This window comes from Pseudomonas sp. BCA17 (assembly GCF_004519405.1).
Taxonomy (GTDB): Bacteria; Pseudomonadota; Gammaproteobacteria; order Pseudomonadales; family Pseudomonadaceae; genus Aquipseudomonas.
Window position 1 is genome coordinate 361,909 of sequence record NZ_SGWI01000001.1, and the last position, 16,021, is coordinate 377,929.

Annotated in this window: 17 protein-coding genes and 1 tRNA gene; 11 read left to right on the forward strand and 7 right to left on the reverse strand. The window is 60.5% G+C overall.

What is annotated here, in order from left to right:
* Positions 1-95 precede the first annotated feature (95 nt).
* Positions 96-1,730, forward strand: coding sequence for an ABC-F family ATP-binding cassette domain-containing protein (locus EXW71_RS01510; RefSeq protein WP_134657297.1), 1,635 nt, complete (start codon positions 96-98; stop codon positions 1,728-1,730).
* Positions 1,731-1,798: 68 nt separating this feature from the next.
* Complete coding sequence (locus EXW71_RS01515; RefSeq protein ID WP_134657298.1) at positions 1,799-2,503, forward strand: YoaK family protein; 705 nt, start codon at positions 1,799-1,801, stop codon at positions 2,501-2,503.
* Between the two features lie 143 nt (positions 2,504-2,646).
* Here the strand turns inward: EXW71_RS01515 and EXW71_RS01520 are convergent, their stop codons facing one another.
* The 4 genes from EXW71_RS01520 to EXW71_RS01535 all read right to left on the reverse strand — a co-directional run bounded on the left by EXW71_RS01520 (position 2,647) and on the right by EXW71_RS01535 (position 4,462).
* On the reverse strand, positions 2,647-3,000 hold the full coding sequence (locus EXW71_RS01520) for a hypothetical protein (protein WP_123718452.1): 354 nt from the start codon (positions 2,998-3,000) through the stop codon (positions 2,647-2,649).
* A gap of 171 nt (positions 3,001-3,171) precedes the next feature.
* On the reverse strand, positions 3,172-3,483 hold the full coding sequence (locus tag EXW71_RS01525; RefSeq protein ID WP_123718453.1) for an AzlD domain-containing protein: 312 nt from the start codon (positions 3,481-3,483) through the stop codon (positions 3,172-3,174).
* Entirely contained in the window at positions 3,480-4,175 is a 696-nt protein-coding gene (locus EXW71_RS01530; RefSeq protein WP_123718454.1) for an AzlC family ABC transporter permease, read from the reverse strand. The genes EXW71_RS01525 and EXW71_RS01530 overlap by 4 nt, the downstream gene beginning before the upstream one ends.
* A 71-nt stretch (positions 4,176-4,246) precedes the next feature.
* Entirely contained in the window at positions 4,247-4,462 is a 216-nt protein-coding gene (locus EXW71_RS01535) for a hypothetical protein (protein WP_078742613.1), read from the reverse strand.
* A 402-nt stretch (positions 4,463-4,864) separates the two neighbouring features.
* Here EXW71_RS01535 and EXW71_RS01540 point away from each other — a divergent pair, with 402 nt between their 5' ends.
* The 7 genes from EXW71_RS01540 (at position 4,865) to EXW71_RS01570 (ending at position 12,697) form a co-directional block, all read left to right on the forward strand.
* Entirely contained in the window at positions 4,865-6,148 is a 1,284-nt protein-coding gene (locus EXW71_RS01540; protein ID WP_123718455.1) for an arsenic transporter, read from the forward strand.
* A gap of 62 nt (positions 6,149-6,210) precedes the next feature.
* A complete protein-coding gene (locus EXW71_RS01545; protein ID WP_123718456.1) occupies positions 6,211-7,002 on the forward strand; it encodes an AraC family transcriptional regulator in 792 nt (263 codons plus the stop codon).
* A 266-nt stretch (positions 7,003-7,268) separates the two neighbouring features.
* Positions 7,269-7,880, forward strand: a complete 612-nt coding sequence (locus EXW71_RS01550) for a LysE family transporter (protein WP_134657299.1) — start codon at positions 7,269-7,271, stop codon at positions 7,878-7,880.
* Between the two features lie 318 nt (positions 7,881-8,198).
* Complete coding sequence (locus EXW71_RS28925; protein WP_134657300.1) at positions 8,199-8,495, forward strand: hypothetical protein; 297 nt, start codon at positions 8,199-8,201, stop codon at positions 8,493-8,495.
* 235 nt (positions 8,496-8,730) lie between these two features.
* Entirely contained in the window at positions 8,731-11,445 is a 2,715-nt protein-coding gene (gene mgtA / locus EXW71_RS01560) for a magnesium-translocating P-type ATPase (protein ID WP_134657301.1), read from the forward strand.
* Between the two features lie 64 nt (positions 11,446-11,509).
* The gene (locus EXW71_RS01565; protein WP_123718460.1) at positions 11,510-11,857 is read left to right on the forward strand and encodes a DUF2493 domain-containing protein; all 348 of its coding nucleotides are present in this window, start codon (positions 11,510-11,512) and stop codon (positions 11,855-11,857) included.
* A gap of 18 nt (positions 11,858-11,875) precedes the next feature.
* Positions 11,876-12,697 (forward strand): hypothetical protein, encoded by an 822-nt coding sequence (locus tag EXW71_RS01570; RefSeq protein ID WP_134657302.1) that lies wholly within the window; start codon positions 11,876-11,878, stop codon positions 12,695-12,697.
* Here EXW71_RS01570 and EXW71_RS01575 read toward each other — a convergent pair.
* Positions 12,694-13,383, reverse strand: coding sequence for a tellurite resistance TerB family protein (locus EXW71_RS01575; protein ID WP_134657303.1), 690 nt, complete (start codon positions 13,381-13,383; stop codon positions 12,694-12,696). The two genes, EXW71_RS01570 and EXW71_RS01575, sit on opposite strands and share 4 nt — an antisense overlap.
* A 125-nt stretch (positions 13,384-13,508) precedes the next feature.
* On the opposite strand from EXW71_RS01575, the gene EXW71_RS01580 reads away from it, so the two are divergent.
* Positions 13,509-14,036 carry a DinB family protein gene (locus EXW71_RS01580; protein ID WP_134657304.1) on the forward strand — a complete coding sequence of 176 codons (528 nt, stop codon included), beginning with the start codon at positions 13,509-13,511 and terminating at the stop codon, positions 14,034-14,036.
* On the opposite strand, the gene EXW71_RS01585 is transcribed toward EXW71_RS01580, so the two are convergent.
* A complete protein-coding gene (locus tag EXW71_RS01585) occupies positions 14,016-14,486 on the reverse strand; it encodes a GFA family protein (RefSeq protein ID WP_123718463.1) in 471 nt (156 codons plus the stop codon). The genes EXW71_RS01580 and EXW71_RS01585 overlap by 21 nt on opposite strands.
* Before the next feature lie 238 nt (positions 14,487-14,724).
* On the opposite strand from EXW71_RS01585, the gene EXW71_RS01590 reads away from it, so the two are divergent.
* Positions 14,725-14,811, forward strand: a tRNA-Leu gene (locus EXW71_RS01590).
* A gap of 122 nt (positions 14,812-14,933) precedes the next feature.
* On the opposite strand, the gene EXW71_RS01595 is transcribed toward EXW71_RS01590, so the two are convergent.
* Positions 14,934-15,974, reverse strand: a complete 1,041-nt coding sequence (locus EXW71_RS01595) for an alpha/beta fold hydrolase (RefSeq protein ID WP_134657305.1) — start codon at positions 15,972-15,974, stop codon at positions 14,934-14,936.
* Positions 15,975-16,021 lie beyond the last annotated feature (47 nt).

Below are 16,021 nucleotides of genomic sequence, written 5' to 3' on the forward strand. Positions count from 1 at the left end.
ACCGCCGACGTGAACAACTAAGCCTTCCAAAATGTACCTGCAACGAGCCGCCTGGCGCGCTTGTTGGCCTGTTCGACATTTTTTTGGAGGTGCTGATGACTGACGTCAACCGGCTGCCCGTACTCGTTTCCTTGCAACACCTGTCTTTCCAGTTCGCCAATGGCGATACCTTGCTGGAGGACATCAATCTCTCCATCGATCACACGCCGACCGGGATTGTCGGGCGTAACGGCCGTGGCAAAAGCATCCTGGCCAAGTTGATCGCCGGTGTGCTCAAACCTTCCGGCGGCACACTCGACGGTAACGCCCGTGTGGCGTATGTCGCGCAGACCCTGAGCGTGCAACCGGACGAGAGCATTGCCCAACTCACCCGCACTGCCCAAGCCCTGGCGGCGCTTGAACGCATGGCGTCGGGCGAGGCCCGTGCCGATGACTTCGACGTGATCGACGAGCGCTGGGACCTCGCCGAACGCCTGCGCGCAGCACTGGATGCGGCGGGCCTGCAGGCGCTCAGCTTCGATACGCCGGCCGATCAACTGAGTGGCGGGCAAATGGCCCGGGTTGCTGTGATCGGCGCCGTGTTGGTGGCGCCGGATCTGCTGGTATTGGATGAGCCCACCAACCATCTCGATAGCCTGGGCCGTGCATGGCTGCTGCGAACCCTGAATGAGTGGCGCGGCGGCCTGGTAGTCATCAGCCATGATCGACAGTTGCTCAACACCTTGGCGCGCATCATCGAGCTTTCGCCGCTGGGCATGCGCGTGTATGGCGGTAACTACGATGCCTACCGCCTGCAACGCGACACCGAACAACATGCGGCGGTTGCAGCGCTGGAGCACGCCAGGCTTGAACGCAGCCGCGAACGCAAACGCCTGCAAAAGGATCATGACAGCCTGCAACGCAATGCCGCCCGCTCACGCAAACAGGCAGAAACCGCCAACGTTGACCGGTTCACCAAGGCACGCTGGAAAGGTGCCGCCACGGAAATCGTTAGCACCGTGCGCAGCGCCCACCGCGCCGAAAAGAACCAACTCGACCAGCAGGTGTGCCAGGCCTACGCACGCGTGGTGGACGACACGCCCACCCTGCTCGCCCTGCCCGGTTCAAAGCTACCCAATGGCCGCCAGGTCATTACGATGGAACAGGCCCAATTGCCGTGGCTCGATCCGCGACAACCCTCTACTTGCATCACGCTGAACCTGATGGGGCCTGTACGCGTGGCGGTGCGGGGGCCGAACGGCTGCGGCAAATCCACGTTGCTCAAGGTGCTTGCGGGGCACTGGCGGGCGAGCGCCGGCGAATGTGCGGTGCACGTCACCAGCGCTTATATCGATCAGCATCTGGCGCTGCTGGACGACCGACGCTCCATCGTCGAACAACTCAACCTGCTCGACACGCCCCTGGCCGAAGCCGAACTGCGCACGCGCCTGGCCCTGCTGCAACTGGATGCGCTGCGCGTCACCCAGCCCACCGGCCAGTTGAGTGGCGGCGAGCGATTGAAAGCCGCCATGGCGATTGCCTTGTGGCGCAAAACCCCGGCGCAACTGTTATTGCTCGACGAGCCCACCAACCATCTGGACCTGGAATCCGTACTCGCCTTTGAACACGCGCTGCAGGGCTTTACCGGAGCCATGGTCGTGGTGTCCCATGACGAGGCCTTTGTGCAGGCGCTTAAGCCGACGCATCGGCTGGATTGGCATTCGGCGGGCTGGCGACTGGAATGTACCTGAGATGATTGCACCAACCCGCAAAGCCTCTTACGGTAATGGCCGAATAATCTCACCGAGGAGCCTGCCCCATGCTGCCTTCGTCCCGCGGCACGTACGCCAATGCCGCACTCGCCCATCGCCAACGTTGGCGCGGTCGGATCGGCTTGATGCTGGTGGCCAGTCTTTCGGTGCTGGCAGGCATGACCGATGCTATCGGTTTCATGGCCTGCGGGGATTTTGTGTCGTTCATGAGCGGCAATACCACGCGCCTGGCCGTGGCAATGGGCGCCGGTGACCTTGGCTTGACCGGACGCCTGCTGCTGTTGGTCGTGATGTTCGTCATCGGCAACGCTTTGGGAGTCGTGGTCAGCCGCCTCAGCCGCCGGCACGCCATGCCCTTGTTGTTGTGCATCGCCGCTCTGTTGAGCAGTGCCGGCTTGTGGCCTTTCGCCGAGACGCTACCGGCGTTACTGGCGGCGATCATCGCCATGGGCATGCTCAACGCGGCGGTAGAAGAGGTCAATGGCCTGCCCGTCGGGCTGACGTATGTAACGGGAGCGCTGTCACGCTTTGGCCGTGGGCTGGGGCGCTGGCTACTGGGCGAACGACGCAACGGGTGGCGGGTACAGTTGATCCCGTGGGCCGGGATGTTTGTGGGAGCGGTGATTGGCGCCGTATTGGAACATCAGTGGGGGCTGAAGGCGCTGCTGGTCAGTGGCGCATTGGCGGCATTGCTGAGTCTGGTATCGCTGAAGATTCCGCGGCGCTGGCACCTGGGCTATATGCCGCGATAGCAGGAAGAGGAGCTCGCTCGACGTTTCGGCCTCGACATCCGTGTACCGGTAAAGAGCCATCACGTCGAGCGAGCGGATGAATCATAAGCCAATGCTCGGCGGCTGTCGCGCCGGGCATTTCCGAATAATGCTAAGGCAGGGGATTACAGACAGGTCGCGAGCGCGGCCTGGCGACGCTTGGCAGGCATCGAATCCTGGGCGGCATAGTAGTTGACGGTGGAGCCGGCACCCGCAGCGCGCACATCTACGAAATAGGCGCCATCGGTGGTGTACACCGTGAAACCACCCGACTCCAGCGGTTCCTTGAAGCCACCGGCGTCAACGCCGAACACCGCCTCGTCCTGCCAGCCGAACTGCACGCATTGGGCAACCACCAGTGGGGCCTTGTCCGACGCCAGGGTCTTATAGGGCTGACCTGCGCGCGCTTCTTTCATCTTCGCGCCCGCGCAACCGGACAGTGCCGCCACCATCATGACGCCCATTACTACGTTACGCATGCCATCGCCTCCTTGGAAAAACCGCGACTGTACCATCGCCGCAGGCTTAACTGACGCGCGCATGAACTTTGTTTCACGGTAAAAGCAAAATGCGCCGTTTATAGTGACCAGGCTCATTTTTAAGAAGTCTCCCTTCGGCCCGCCCTCCCGCGGGCTTTTTTTGCTTGTGCGTCAGAAGAACCAGCGGAACAGATAGAACAGCGCCATGCTCAGCAGCACCGTAATCAGCACGCTGCGCGTCCAGAACATCAGCGCTACCGCGCAGACACCCGCGAGCAGATAAGGGTTGGTCGGGCTCAGGTTGAGCCGGTGCTCCGCTAGAAAAATGATCGGCCCACAAATGGCCGTGAGCATGCCCGGCACCGCAAACCCCAGGAACTCCCGGGCGCCGCGGTTAAGGCGCACCGGCAGGCGTGGTTCGATAAACAGGTAGCGGTTGAGAAATACCACCAGGCCCATGGTCACTATCATGATGTAGATCATGCTTGTCCCACTCCGAGCCGCTTGCACGCATAGCCTGCACTCATCCCCAACAAGCCGGACACCACCACCGCCGACTCCCAATGCAAAAAGCTCAGCCATACCGAGCACAACAGGGAAATCGCCACACACACCACCGTCGGCACATCGCGCACCACCGGCGTGATCAAGGCAATGAAGGTGGCCGCAATGGAAAACTCCAAGCCCAGTTGATCAAGCCCGGGAATACTTTTGCCCAGCACGATGCCGGCCAGGGTAAAGAGGTTCCAGGCGATATAAAACGTCAGGCCAACGCCCAGGGCATACCAGCGGTTGAACGTCTCACGGTCATAGTGGTTGACCAGGGCGAAGAATTCATCGGTCAGCAGGAACCCCAGGCTGATGCGCCAGCGGGTGTTGAGCGAGGACAGTGTCGGGCGCATGTGCATGCCATACAGCAAGTGCTGGGACGTCAGCAGCAGCGTGGTCAGGACGATAGAAATCAGGCTCGCGCCGCTCTTGACCATACCGATCGCCACCAGTTGTGCGGCGCCGGCGAAGACAATAGCGGACAAACCCTGGGCTTGCAGCGGCGTGAACTGCGCGTCGATTGCCATGGAGCCGGCGAGCAGCCCCCACGGCGCACAGGCCAGGGATAAAGGAATAACGGCGATTGCACCGCGGGCGAAGGCGTAATGAGGTAAGGCGGCAGGCATGGAAACGGCTCATCGACAAACATCCGACAAGCATGCCAGCGTCAGACAGGGGTTGTCTTGAACGATCTTGCTCAGGCGAGCTTTACCGACACCTGCTCTACCGAGTCCCGCGCTTCGCGCAGTTCATAGGCGTCCTGGTTGAGCCGGTGAATCGTATTGAGCAGGCGTTGGCGCAGCACCTCATCGCCGAGTTTTTCGACGGCACGCATCAGGTCAAACGCCGCGGTTTCGTTATTGTCCGCGACGGAATCGAGGGTTTTGCGCAGGTTACGAGTGGCACGGGTCACGCGGGATCTTCCTTCATCAGCAATGGGCAGGCACTTTAGGACATTCATGTTTCATTTTAATTTCAAACACTTGTGGTCGATTGCGGTGGATTTGATCCACGTCAATGGTTTCAGGGTTTGACCTTGCACAGGGAATAGCCGTCGGTCTGAACGCGCCTGATTTTTAAGTCCCTGGTCACGCCAGACCGCATCTCCCGCCCTGTTCAAGCACTTGCCTGACACACCCCAGGCGCTGTTGGCGTAATTGTTCCTGCGCGACGGCGAACTTTTTCCCACGCGAACTGATCCATGCCTTGGATTACAAACCGCCATGGTTGCACAGCAACGCACGGCGCCTGGATACAATAGGCCAAACACCACAACAGGCCGGCACCTGCTGCTGAGCCATCGGAGCGTTAATTCATGCTTGTCGCCGTTGCGATCTTTCTCTTCACCATCGTTCTGGTCATCTGGCAGCCCAAAGGTCTGGGCGTCGGCTGGAGCGCCACAATGGGCGCGATCCTGGCCCTGGCCTGCGGGGTGATCAGCCTGGCGGACATCCCGGTGGTGTGGCACATCATCTGGAACGCCACCGGTACGTTTGTGGCACTGATCATCATCAGCCTGTTGCTCGACGAGGCCGGTTTCTTTGCCTGGACAGCACTGCACGTGGCGCGCTGGGGCCGTGGGCGCGGGCGGCGGTTGTTTGCCTATATGGTGCTGCTCGGTGCGCTCGTATCGGCGCTGTTTGCCAACGACGGCGCGGCACTGATCCTCACGCCTATCGTGATGTCGATGCTGCTGGCGTTGCGTTTTTCTCCGGCGGCGACCCTTGCCTTCGTCATGGGCGCCGGGTTTATCGCGGACACGGCCAGCCTGCCGCTGGTGGTGTCGAACCTGGTGAACATCGTCTCGGCGGATTACTTCAAGATCGGCTTCAACGCATACGCCGCCGTCATGGTGCCAGTGAACCTGGTCAGCGTCGCGGCGACGCTGGCGGTGCTGCTGTGGTTCTTCCGGCGCGATATTCCACAGGCCTACGACCCGGCCGACCTGGAAGACCCGGCAAAAGCCGTCCACGATCGTGCGACCTTTCGCGCCGGGTGGTGGGTACTCGGTATTTTGCTGATCGGTTGCTTTGCCCTGGAGCCACTGGGCATTCCCATTAGTGCGATTTCCGCCGCATGCGCCGTGCTTCTGCTGGTCATCGCTGCCAAAGGCCACAAGATCTCCACGCGCAAGGTGCTCAAAGAAGCCCCCTGGCAGATCGTGATCTTTTCCCTGGGCATGTACCTGGTGGTCTACGGGCTGCGCAATGCCGGCCTTACCACCTACCTGGCGACCTGGCTGGACAGCTTCGCCACCTACGGTGTGTGGGGCGCGGCGATGGGCACCGGCGTGCTCACGGCGTTGCTGTCGTCGGTCATGAACAACTTGCCGACGGTGTTGATCGGTGCGCTGTCCATCGAATCCAGCCACGCGGTGGGCGTGATCAAGGACGCGATGATCTACGCCAACGTGATCGGCAGCGACCTGGGCCCGAAAATCACGCCTATCGGCAGCCTGGCCACGTTGTTATGGCTGCATATCCTGGCACGCAAAGGCATCACCATTACCTGGGGTTATTACTTCAAGGTCGGGATCGTGCTGACCCTGCCGGTGCTGCTGATCACCCTGGCCGCCCTCGCCCTGCGCCTGAGTGTCTGAACACTTTCGCAGCCTGGGTCAGCTACGTATGCTAAGGCGCACCCAACTGCAGAGCTGACCCGATGAACGCGATGCAACACGCCTGGCTGGGCAACTACGAACTCATCAGTACCAACTGCACCGGCCTGTCCTTCGCCCGTCACAGTCACGATGAATGCGTGATCGGCGTGAACCTGATCGGCGAAGAGAACGTGTGGCTCGACCGTCGCGAGTTCCAGGCAGGCCCGGGCAGCATCACCCTGTACAACCCGGGCCAGATTCAGGGCGGTGGCGCTGCTGAGGGCGCTCCCTGGCAGTTTGTCAGTGTGTACGCCATGGCCGATCAATTGGCCACCGACCTGGGCCTGGCACAGCTGGAGTTTGATCGTGCACTGTGTTTTCAACCGGAGCTGGCGCAACGCCTCGCGACGACGGTGAAAGGCGCATTGAGTCGCGATGCCTTGGTCCGTGAACTCAATGAAGAAGCGCTGGTACTACTGCTTGGCGAGGTGGTGGGTTGCAGCGGTGTGCGCCTGCCAGGAAGTGCACCGGCAGGGAAACGCATGATCAGCCGCGCCCAGGAGTTGCTCGCGGCGCAACTTCATCAGACGCTGCCTCTGGAACACCTTGGCGATGAGTTGGGACTGTCCAGATTTCATCTCTTGCGCGTGTTTCAGAAAGAGACAGGCCTTAGTCCGCGACAATGGGCCATGCAACTTCGCACCCGGCGCGCCAAAGGTCTGCTGCGCATGGGGCTGCAACCTTGTGAAGTGGCCCAGGACCTGGGTTTTGCCGACCAGAGCCACCTCAATCGGCATTTCCGCGCCGCCTACGGTATCACCCCCGGCCGCTATCAAAATCTGTTGCAGCGCTGAAATCGCAATCTGGTCCAAGACGATAGTTTCCATCCGCTTGCACACTGCCTGCCATCACTCAAGGGAGAGCAGGCATGTTGACTAATGCCAGTCAGTTAAGGGTGAACGCTGTATGTGTGGCGAGGGAGCTTGCTCCCGTTGAGCCGCGAAGCGGCCCCGCTCTCTGTTTACAAAACATGGGACTGCTGCGCAGTCCAACGGGAGCAAGCTCCCTCGCAACAGGTTATTTTTTAGCCTTTCTCCCTCTTAACTGACTGGCATCAGGCATGTTGACGATCTTTTTTTACGCACTGGTATTCGGTTTTGTGTTTTGCCTCTCACCCGGCGCAGTGCTCGCAGAGACGTTGCGCCGTGGTTTGCTCCAGGGTTTCACTCCGGCCCTGCTCGTTCAGTTCGGCTCTCTGGTAGGCGATGCCGTGTGGGCTGTGATCGGCCTGACCGGTATCGCCGTGCTGATCCAGCATGATGCTGTGCGCGTACCGCTGACCGTACTCTGCGCGCTGTACCTGGCCTGGCTGGGTGTGCGCGGCCTGATGGACGCCTGGCACCTGCCGCAAACGCAAGCTGCGCCAGCCCGCTCCGGGCAGAACGCGCTGGCGGTAGGCGCCGCCATTTCCCTGGCCAACCCAAAGAACATTGTGTATTGGGGCGCCCTTGGCAGTGCATTGTCCGGGATCGTCGGCGCCACACCCACTCATGGGCAGACCCTGATGTTTTTTGCCGGTTTCATGCTGGCCTCGGTGCTGTCGTGCTTTGTGGTGGCTACGCTGGTCAACCTGTTGCGCAAGAACGCATCGACGCGCCTGCAACGCTTCAGTTATGGCGCCTGCGGGTTGGTACTGTTGTATCTCGCCTACCTCGCCGCACTTGGCGTATGAAGTTATATATGTCGCAACTTCCCCATGCCTCTTATCTGAATAAACTCTGAACGCCGGGTCATTTAATTAATCATGCGTTGACATTTTGTAACTGGCTGAGTAGATTGCCCCTGCCCGCAACTGGGGCCTTTTTTAAACCTCACAAAAGAAGCCAATGGACACAGTATCTAGTCGCTGTCCGAGCACCGCCTCTGCGGGCATCGGGCGCCAAACCCAGAATATGACAGGACTCGCCTCCCCGGTCCGGTAAGCTGCGCTAGAGCTTGATGCTCCACCGTAACTGCCTCGCCGGTCGCCCGTCCGGTCCCGAGGTGTGTTATGACCCTTCAACCCTTTGTTTTGCCTGATATCCGCTCGCTGGCCTCGGCCCTGCGCGCCAAGCTATGCCGCGTGCCCGCAGGTTTCCCGGCTGCTCGTTCGGCCTTTGCTGCACCCTCCTCCTCCCCTTTACGCCCGGCTCCGATGCTGGCGCATTGGCGTGTCTGCCCAACCACTGGCCAATTGGTTCAGCACTGGGATCACGCCGACCCTCAAGACCCGCAGAGACGGAGCGTTTCCAGCCTCGTTCAAGCGAGCCTGATGCTTAGCCTCTACGTGAGTGCTCGCGCAGCCTGAGCCTGCTGGAAACCACAACTTTCCCGATTAACCGTCTGGAGTTCTTTATGAACAAGTCCAGTAGTAGCCCGCTGCGCGTTAGTTAATTAACGCGCACTAAGCGGGCCCTCTAAAAGTTATCAAGCACTTTATTTAAACCGATCGCGAAGTCCGCGGCTCGGCATGCTTTCGCTCGCCTGCAATCAGGTAAGTACCGGGTATGTTTTGTCGAGAATTGGCGACAGGAGTACAGACAATGAGCGCCGTAAAAAACACGCCTCTGCACAAGAAAAATGGCACCGCAACCGACACCAAGCTGTCGATGCGTGCCGCCCGCGAAGCCCAGAACGGCCTGTCGGCCACCCTCGCCAATGTACGGGCAACCCAGGATGGCCTGACCGAACTGGATGCCTCGGCGCGTCTACAGCGCGAAGGCTACAACGAAGTGGCCCATGACAAGCCGCCTCACGCCATCGTCCAGTTCCTGCAGGCACTGAACAACCCTTTCATCTATGTACTGCTGACCCTGGGCGGCATCAGCTTTGTCACCGACTGCTGGTTACCGATGCAGGCCGGCGAAGAAGCCGACCCGACCAAGGTCATCATTATCATGACCATGGTATTGCTCAGCAGCCTGCTGCGCTTCTGGCAGGAGCACCGCTCGGCCAAGTCCGCCGAAGCGCTCAAGGCGATGGTACGCACCACCGCCACCGTGCTGCGCCGCGAGCAAGTGGGCGCCCAGCCCACCCTGCGCGAAGTGCCGATGCGTGAGTTGGTGGCCGGCGATATCGTGCAGTTGTCGGCCGGCGACATGATTCCGGCAGATATTCGCCTGATCGAATCCCGTGACCTGTTTATCAGCCAGGCGGTGCTGACCGGTGAAGCGTTGCCGGTGGAGAAATACGACACCCTGGGGGATGTGGCGCAGAAGTCAGCGTCTTCGTTGGCGGCTGATCAAGGGAACCTGCTGGACCTGCCAAACATCTGCTTCATGGGCACCAACGTCGTCAGCGGCCGCGCCAAGGCCGTGGTGGTCGCAACCGGGCCGCGCACGTACTTCGGTTCCCTGGCCAAAGCGATTGTCGGCTCCCGCGTGCAAACGGCTTTCGACCGTGGGGTGAACAGCGTCAGCTGGCTGCTGATCCGCTTCATGCTGGTGATGGTGCCAATCGTATTCCTGCTCAACGGTTTCTCCAAAGGCGATTGGGGCGACGCGTTCCTGTTTGCTTTGGCGGTTGCCGTCGGCCTCACCCCGGAAATGCTGCCGATGATCGTCAGCGCCAACCTGGCCAAGGGCGCCACGGCCATGGCCAAGCGCAAAGTGGTGGTCAAGCGCCTGAATGCCATCCAGAACTTCGGTTCGATGGACGTGCTGTGCACCGACAAGACCGGCACCCTGACCCAGGACAAAATCATCCTCGAACACCACGTCAACGCCTTTGGCCAACGTGACGACGCGGTACTGTCCCTGGCCTGGCTCAACAGTTTTCACCAGAGCGGCATGAAGAACCTGATGGACCAGGCCGTGGTGCAGTTCGCCGAGCAGAACCCCAAGTTCCAGGTGCCGTTTGCCTACAGCAAAGTGGATGAATTGCCCTTCGACTTTGTACGCCGTCGCCTGTCGATCGTGGTCAAGGATGCCGCCGGCGACCAGTTGCTGGTGTGCAAGGGCGCCGTGGAAGAGATGCTGAGCATTTCCACCCATGTGATGGAAGGCAGCGATGCAGTGCCACTCGATGACCGTCGCCGCGAAGAGCTGCTGGCGCTGGCCAACGACTACAACGAGGACGGCTTCCGCGTACTGGTGCTGGCGACCCGCAACATCCCCAAATCCCTGGCGCGCCAGCAGTACACCACCGCCGACGAACGCAACCTGGTGATCCAGGGCTTCCTGACCTTCCTTGATCCACCGAAGGAAACCGCAGGCCCGGCAATTGCCGCACTGCAAGAAATTGGCGTGGCCGTAAAAGTGTTGACTGGCGACAACGCCGTGGTCACCGCCAAGATCTGCCGCCAGGTTGGCCTCGAACCCGGCCAGCCGCTGCTGGGCGCGGAAATCGAAGCGATGGACGACGCCACCCTGCTGCGCCGCGTGGAAGAGCGCACGGTGTTTGCCAAGCTGACGCCGCTGCAGAAATCCCGGGTACTCAAGGCCCTGCAAGCCAACGGCCACACCGTGGGCTTCCTGGGTGACGGTATCAACGATGCACCGGCGCTGCGCGATGCCGACGTGGGTATTTCGGTCGACACCGCCACCGATATCGCCAAGGAATCGGCCGACATCATCCTCTTGGAAAAGAGCCTGATGGTGCTGGAAGAAGGTGTGCTCAAGGGCCGCGAAACCTTCGGCAATATCATGAAGTACCTGAACATGACCGCCAGCTCCAACTTCGGCAACGTGTTCTCGGTGCTGGTGGCCAGTGCGTTCATTCCGTTCATGCCGATGCTGGCGATCCACCTGCTGTTGCAAAACCTGATGTACGACATCTCCCAGTTGGCGCTGCCGTGGGACAAGATGGACAAGGAATACCTGGCCAAACCTCGCAAGTGGGATGCGAAAAACATCGGCCGCTTCATGATCTGGATCGGGCCGACCTCGTCGATCTTCGACATCACCACCTTTGCCCTGATGTGGTACGTGTTCAGCGCCAACAGTGTGGAAATGCAGACCCTGTTCCAGTCCGGCTGGTTCATCGAGGGGCTGCTCTCGCAAACCCTGGTGGTGCATATGTTGCGCACCCGCAAGATCCCGTTCTTCCAGAGCACGGCGGCCTGGCCGGTGCTGATGATGACCTGCGTGGTGATCGCCCTGGGGATCTACGTGCCGTTCTCGCCGCTGGGCACCCTGGTGGGCCTGGAACCGCTGCCGCTGGCGTACTTCCCATGGCTGGTCGGCACCCTGCTCGCCTACTGCTGCGTGGCCCAACTGATGAAAACGATCTACATCCGCCGCTTCAAGCAGTGGTACTGATCGCTCCCGCCGTTTAAACGGTGGCGACCGCCCGGTCGCCACCGCGCATCACAAGGATTCGAACATGCGCGTCTTGATCTGTGCAGGTCGTCATTACGCCGACACAAAAAAGTCCCGCCAAGTGCTGGACGCTTACCACCGCCTGCGGCCGATGCAGGTATTAATTCACGGCGGCAACCAGTTCCTCGGCAGTGACATCGAGGAGTGGGCGCGGGAAATCGGCATCGACGTGGTGCGTTACCCGCCCAACTGGCAACGCCATGGCAAACAGGCGGAACGCCAACGCAATCATTTCATGCTGACCGACAGCCGGCCCGACGTGGTCATCGCCCTGCCGGGCGGTGACGACACCTCGGAACTGGTCTGCCAGGCCAAAGCCAGCGGCATTTCGGTGCTGACCGTAGAAAGCTGAATTCAAGCGAGGTGCATCATGCACAAAAAACACACCCCTCATCGTCCTGATGGGTTTGCCAAATATCGCGCACGCCACTATCGGGGGGCTCGTCACACGCTGTTGCTGTTACCGCCGGCCAAGCGCCGCGCATTGCAACGCAACCTGATCTTCATTGGCGCAACCCTGGGCCTTGTTTTGCTCATCGCGCTATTTTCCAAAGCCCAGGCAGCCGGTGGCGCCTACGTGGTCGACGACGGCGCGGTGAACGATCCGGGAACGTGCAATGTCGATGCCTGGTACACCGCCAATCGGCACCAGGGCAACATTCATAACGAAACCCTGAATCCGGCCTGCACATTCAGCGCACTGCCTGCGGTGCAATGGAGTGCCGCGCTGTCCCGCGCCAGCGATGCGGGAGATGCCGAAACGCAGGTCAGCCCGCAGCTCAAAGCGCAAGTGTGGTCACGGCAAGATCTGGGATTGCAACTGGCCATTTCCGCCACCAGCCACTTTGCACTCGACCGCAGCCACGCCTTCGACGGCGCCGATTTCAACGTGCCACTGACCTGGCAACCTGTTGAAGCGCTGCGCTTGAACTTCAATGGCGGCTGGACCCATGCCTATAACGGCGGCGAACAGCGTCACCGGCTGACATGGGGCACAGGCTTCGAATACCAGGTAGCCAATGCGCTCACGCTGATTGCTGAACGCTACGGCCAGGAGGGTGGCGACCAGGCCTGGCAGGCCGGGCCACGCTTTCACGTGGGTGAGCTGGTTGACATAGACCTGGTGGTTGGGCAAAACCTCACCGGTGATCACAACTCATGGTTGACCACCGGCGCCACCCTGCGTTTTTAAGCCTTGGCCTGCTGTTCCAGGTGCAGTTGCAACTGCGGGTCGATTTGCAACTGCGCTGCCAGCTCATCCAGGTAATTGCGCTCGGCGTCTTGTTGATCGTTGACCAGCATCACGCTGGCCAGGTAGATCTCCGACGCCAGTGCCGGGTCACCGGCATATTCGGCAAAATCTACGGCATTCAATGGCTTGGCGACTTCGGCGTCGAGCCATTGTTGCAGTTGAGGGTCATCCGTATGACGGCCTATCTCGGCGGAGATCATCTGCCGCTCCTGCTCATCGATCTTGCCGTCGGCCTTGGCTGCCGCGATCAGCGCGCGCAACACGGCGTGGCTATGGGCTTCGGCATCCGCCCCGTCGAGTTGGTCGACGGTCTGGATCGCCTGTTGCGGCGCAGATGCCTGTTGGCGCTGCCAAGCCTGATACGCCTGGAACGCCGCCATCCCCAACGACGCCAGGGCCGCGTAGTTCATCCCACCGGAACGCTGCTGCGTTGCGTTGCCCGCAGGAGCACCGCCCAACAAACCACCGAGACCGCCAAGCAATCCGCCCAACCCGCCACCCGCCGAAGCAGCATTACCCGTGCCGTTGAGTAACCCACCGAGCAACCCGCCCAGGCCACCGCTTGAAGCGCTGCCGTTTTGCTGTCCCGCGCGCAGCAGTTGTTCCAGTAGATCGCTGGTGTTCATGATGTCGCCCTCCCAGGGCGCGATATTGGGGTCCAACAACCATAGCCCTCCCGTGCCGGAATACCAAGACCGCCGAGCAGGTACGCCTTATGATGGCGCCATCGCGCCGTTGAAGGAGAAAACCGGTGAACCGTATCGAGCACATTGCACTGATGGCGAGCTACAACCAGTGGATGAACCAGAAGGTCTATGCCGCTGCCGGCCAATTGACAGACGCCGCGTTAAGCGCGGATCGGCAGGCGTTTTTCGGCTCGATCCTCGGCACCCTGAATCACCTTGCACTAGGCGATACGGTCTGGCTCAAGCGCTTTGCCCTGCACCCGGCAGGCTTTGCCGCGTTGGCGCCCTTGAGTGCGATCGCAACACCCACCGACCTCAAGCAACTGGCGTTCGCCGATATCCGTGAGCTTTCGGCCCGACGCGCCTGGCTGGATCAACTGATCATCGATTGGGCCAACACGTTGCGCGAGCCTGACCTGGACCATCGCCTGCAGTACCACAACATGCGCGGCATGCCTGCCGACAAGCCGTTCTTCAGCTTGCTGCTGCACTTTTTCAATCACCAGACCCATCATCGGGGCCAGGCAACCACGCTGCTGACCCAGGCCGGCGTGGACGTGGGCGATACGGATCTATTGGCGCTGATTGACTGAAACGAACTCGGCGTAAGCCTGCAACAAGCGGGGAAAGTCCTGGGGCTGCGGCAATTGTGCAAAGCTCTCGACCGCGGGCGTGGAAGCCCAGGGAAGTTTTTCGCTGGTCCAGGTTTCCATAAAAGGTACGTAACCCGCCGCGTTATCCAGCAACGTGGCACGCACGTTGACGAACTCGTCGATGCCGTGGGGGCGTGTAAAGAGCCAGCTCATGCAATGGGGGCAGCAATAGTGGCGGTCCACGCCATGCAGCCCACCGATGACCGGGCAGCCTTGGGTCACGGTGAATCCGCTGGCGGGAATCAAGGCGCTGAGGGAAAACGCGCTGGCGGTCATTTTCTGGCAACCGCTGCAATGGCAGGCCATGGTGATCACCTCGGGCAAGCTGACACTGAAGCGCACCCGGTTACAGCGGCAACTGCCCTCCAGTGGCTGGTTTTCGACGCTCATCATGCATTCCTTTTTATGGTTGACGCCACAGGGTAGCGTGAAGCGAGCGATGAGAAAACCGAGCCCTGCCTTGCAGGCAGTGCCACTTGTTCCCGCCACTCCAGCCCCCTCGGAAAGCACCCTGTCGATCTTTGTAGACTACTGATCTCACAAGCTTTTTTAACCCGGCTTTTAAGTAAGAACCTTGCACCAATGCGCCAGGCTCTATATATTCCCAACCCTGCTACACCGCGCTACCGCCCGAATGGCGAAACTGGTAGACGCATGGGACTTAAAATCCCCCGCTCGTAAGGGCGTCCCGGTTCGATTCCGGGTTCGGGCACCATAGATATCAAGGGCTTGCATGATTTACTTCATGCAGGCCCTTATCTTTTTTGTTCCGCAATTCTGATACCTGTTCCGCAATTCCCGCCCACGGCTTCCTCCGACGAACACCATCCAACACCGCTACGCCCCCTCCCCCTGAATCGCTGTCTGCACAACTCTCGGTAGCCAGGCACTGATGGCTTCAACCAGCTCTTCCTTGCATTCCACCGGTAGCCAATGCCCGCCAGGCAAGCTCTTCACGGTCAGATCTGCGCAGGCCGCACGCATTGGATCGCCCAACTGATTGCCCTTGATGGTGTTCATCGGGTCGTAATCGCCGTTCACAAACAGCACGGGCACGGACAGGCGGCCGCCATTGGGCGCGCGGTGGGCGTAATCGATATTGGCAGCGTCGTTCAAGTACCATGCGCAAGGCGCGCGGAAGCCGTGTTCCTCAAACGCCCGCACCAGTGCGGCGAAGTCTGCCTCGGGCCACAGCGCGAGGTCTGGCCGGGTGGGCGGAGCCCGATGCGCTTCGCCAAATCGCCCTCCTCTGCGGGTCACTTCGGCATTTGCAGCAACCCTGGTGACACTCGCAGGATCGCCTCGTCGATAAATCGACGCCAGCGAATCCGCCTTGTCCGCATCAAGATCAGCGACGGCAGACGCAAAGTGCGTGTTGTAGTAGCGGTAATAGTCCCATTGCCCGTCTGGATATTGATCCGCCGGGTAGATTGCTCGATCAACGAGTGGGACGAGCGTGGGCAACGCGTTCATGGAGGGGAAGTACGGGACCGAAACCAGCACAACACCACGGCTTCGCTGAGGTGCATGAGCGACCAGTTCACCTGCCACAACGCTGCCCCAATCGTGCCCGACCCAGATTGCAGGCATCCCGCCGAGATGGTCATGAAGTTCAACCATGTCTGCGACGATGTTTTCAATGGTGTAGGCATTGACGTCTGCCGGCGCGGAAGAGCGACCATAGCCGCGCATGTCAGGAGCAACACAGTGCCAGCCCCGGGCAGCAAACGCTTCCATCTGCGCACGCCAGACCAGACAGAGCTCCGGCCACCCATGCAGAAACATCATCAGAGGCCCATCGGCAGGTCCCGACTCCACATAATGCGTCGTATGGCGGGGCTTGCTGAAGATGCGCGAAGTCAGCGTGGAAGTGGACACAGGACCTCCTCAAACGACGTCAACCGATAGAAGCAAAGCGACCACAG

Coding starts and splice junctions, on each gene's coding strand:
- EXW71_RS01510 (WP_134657297.1), top strand. CDS start 96: ATGACTGACGTCAACCGGCTGCCCGTACTCGTTTCCTTGCAACACCTG.
- EXW71_RS01515 (WP_134657298.1), top strand. CDS start 1,799: ATGCTGCCTTCGTCCCGCGGCACGTACGCCAATGCCGCACTCGCCCAT.
- EXW71_RS01520 (WP_123718452.1), bottom strand. CDS start 3,000: ATGCGTAACGTAGTAATGGGCGTCATGATGGTGGCGGCACTGTCCGGT.
- EXW71_RS01525 (WP_123718453.1), bottom strand. CDS start 3,483: ATGATCTACATCATGATAGTGACCATGGGCCTGGTGGTATTTCTCAAC.
- EXW71_RS01530 (WP_123718454.1), bottom strand. CDS start 4,175: ATGCCTGCCGCCTTACCTCATTACGCCTTCGCCCGCGGTGCAATCGCC.
- EXW71_RS01540 (WP_123718455.1), top strand. CDS start 4,865: ATGCTTGTCGCCGTTGCGATCTTTCTCTTCACCATCGTTCTGGTCATC.
- EXW71_RS01545 (WP_123718456.1), top strand. CDS start 6,211: ATGAACGCGATGCAACACGCCTGGCTGGGCAACTACGAACTCATCAGT.
- EXW71_RS01550 (WP_134657299.1), top strand. CDS start 7,269: ATGTTGACGATCTTTTTTTACGCACTGGTATTCGGTTTTGTGTTTTGC.
- EXW71_RS28925 (WP_134657300.1), top strand. CDS start 8,199: ATGACCCTTCAACCCTTTGTTTTGCCTGATATCCGCTCGCTGGCCTCG.
- mgtA (WP_134657301.1), top strand. CDS start 8,731: ATGAGCGCCGTAAAAAACACGCCTCTGCACAAGAAAAATGGCACCGCA.
- EXW71_RS01565 (WP_123718460.1), top strand. CDS start 11,510: ATGCGCGTCTTGATCTGTGCAGGTCGTCATTACGCCGACACAAAAAAG.
- EXW71_RS01570 (WP_134657302.1), top strand. CDS start 11,876: ATGCACAAAAAACACACCCCTCATCGTCCTGATGGGTTTGCCAAATAT.
- EXW71_RS01575 (WP_134657303.1), bottom strand. CDS start 13,383: ATGAACACCAGCGATCTACTGGAACAACTGCTGCGCGCGGGACAGCAA.
- EXW71_RS01585 (WP_123718463.1), bottom strand. CDS start 14,486: ATGAGCGTCGAAAACCAGCCACTGGAGGGCAGTTGCCGCTGTAACCGG.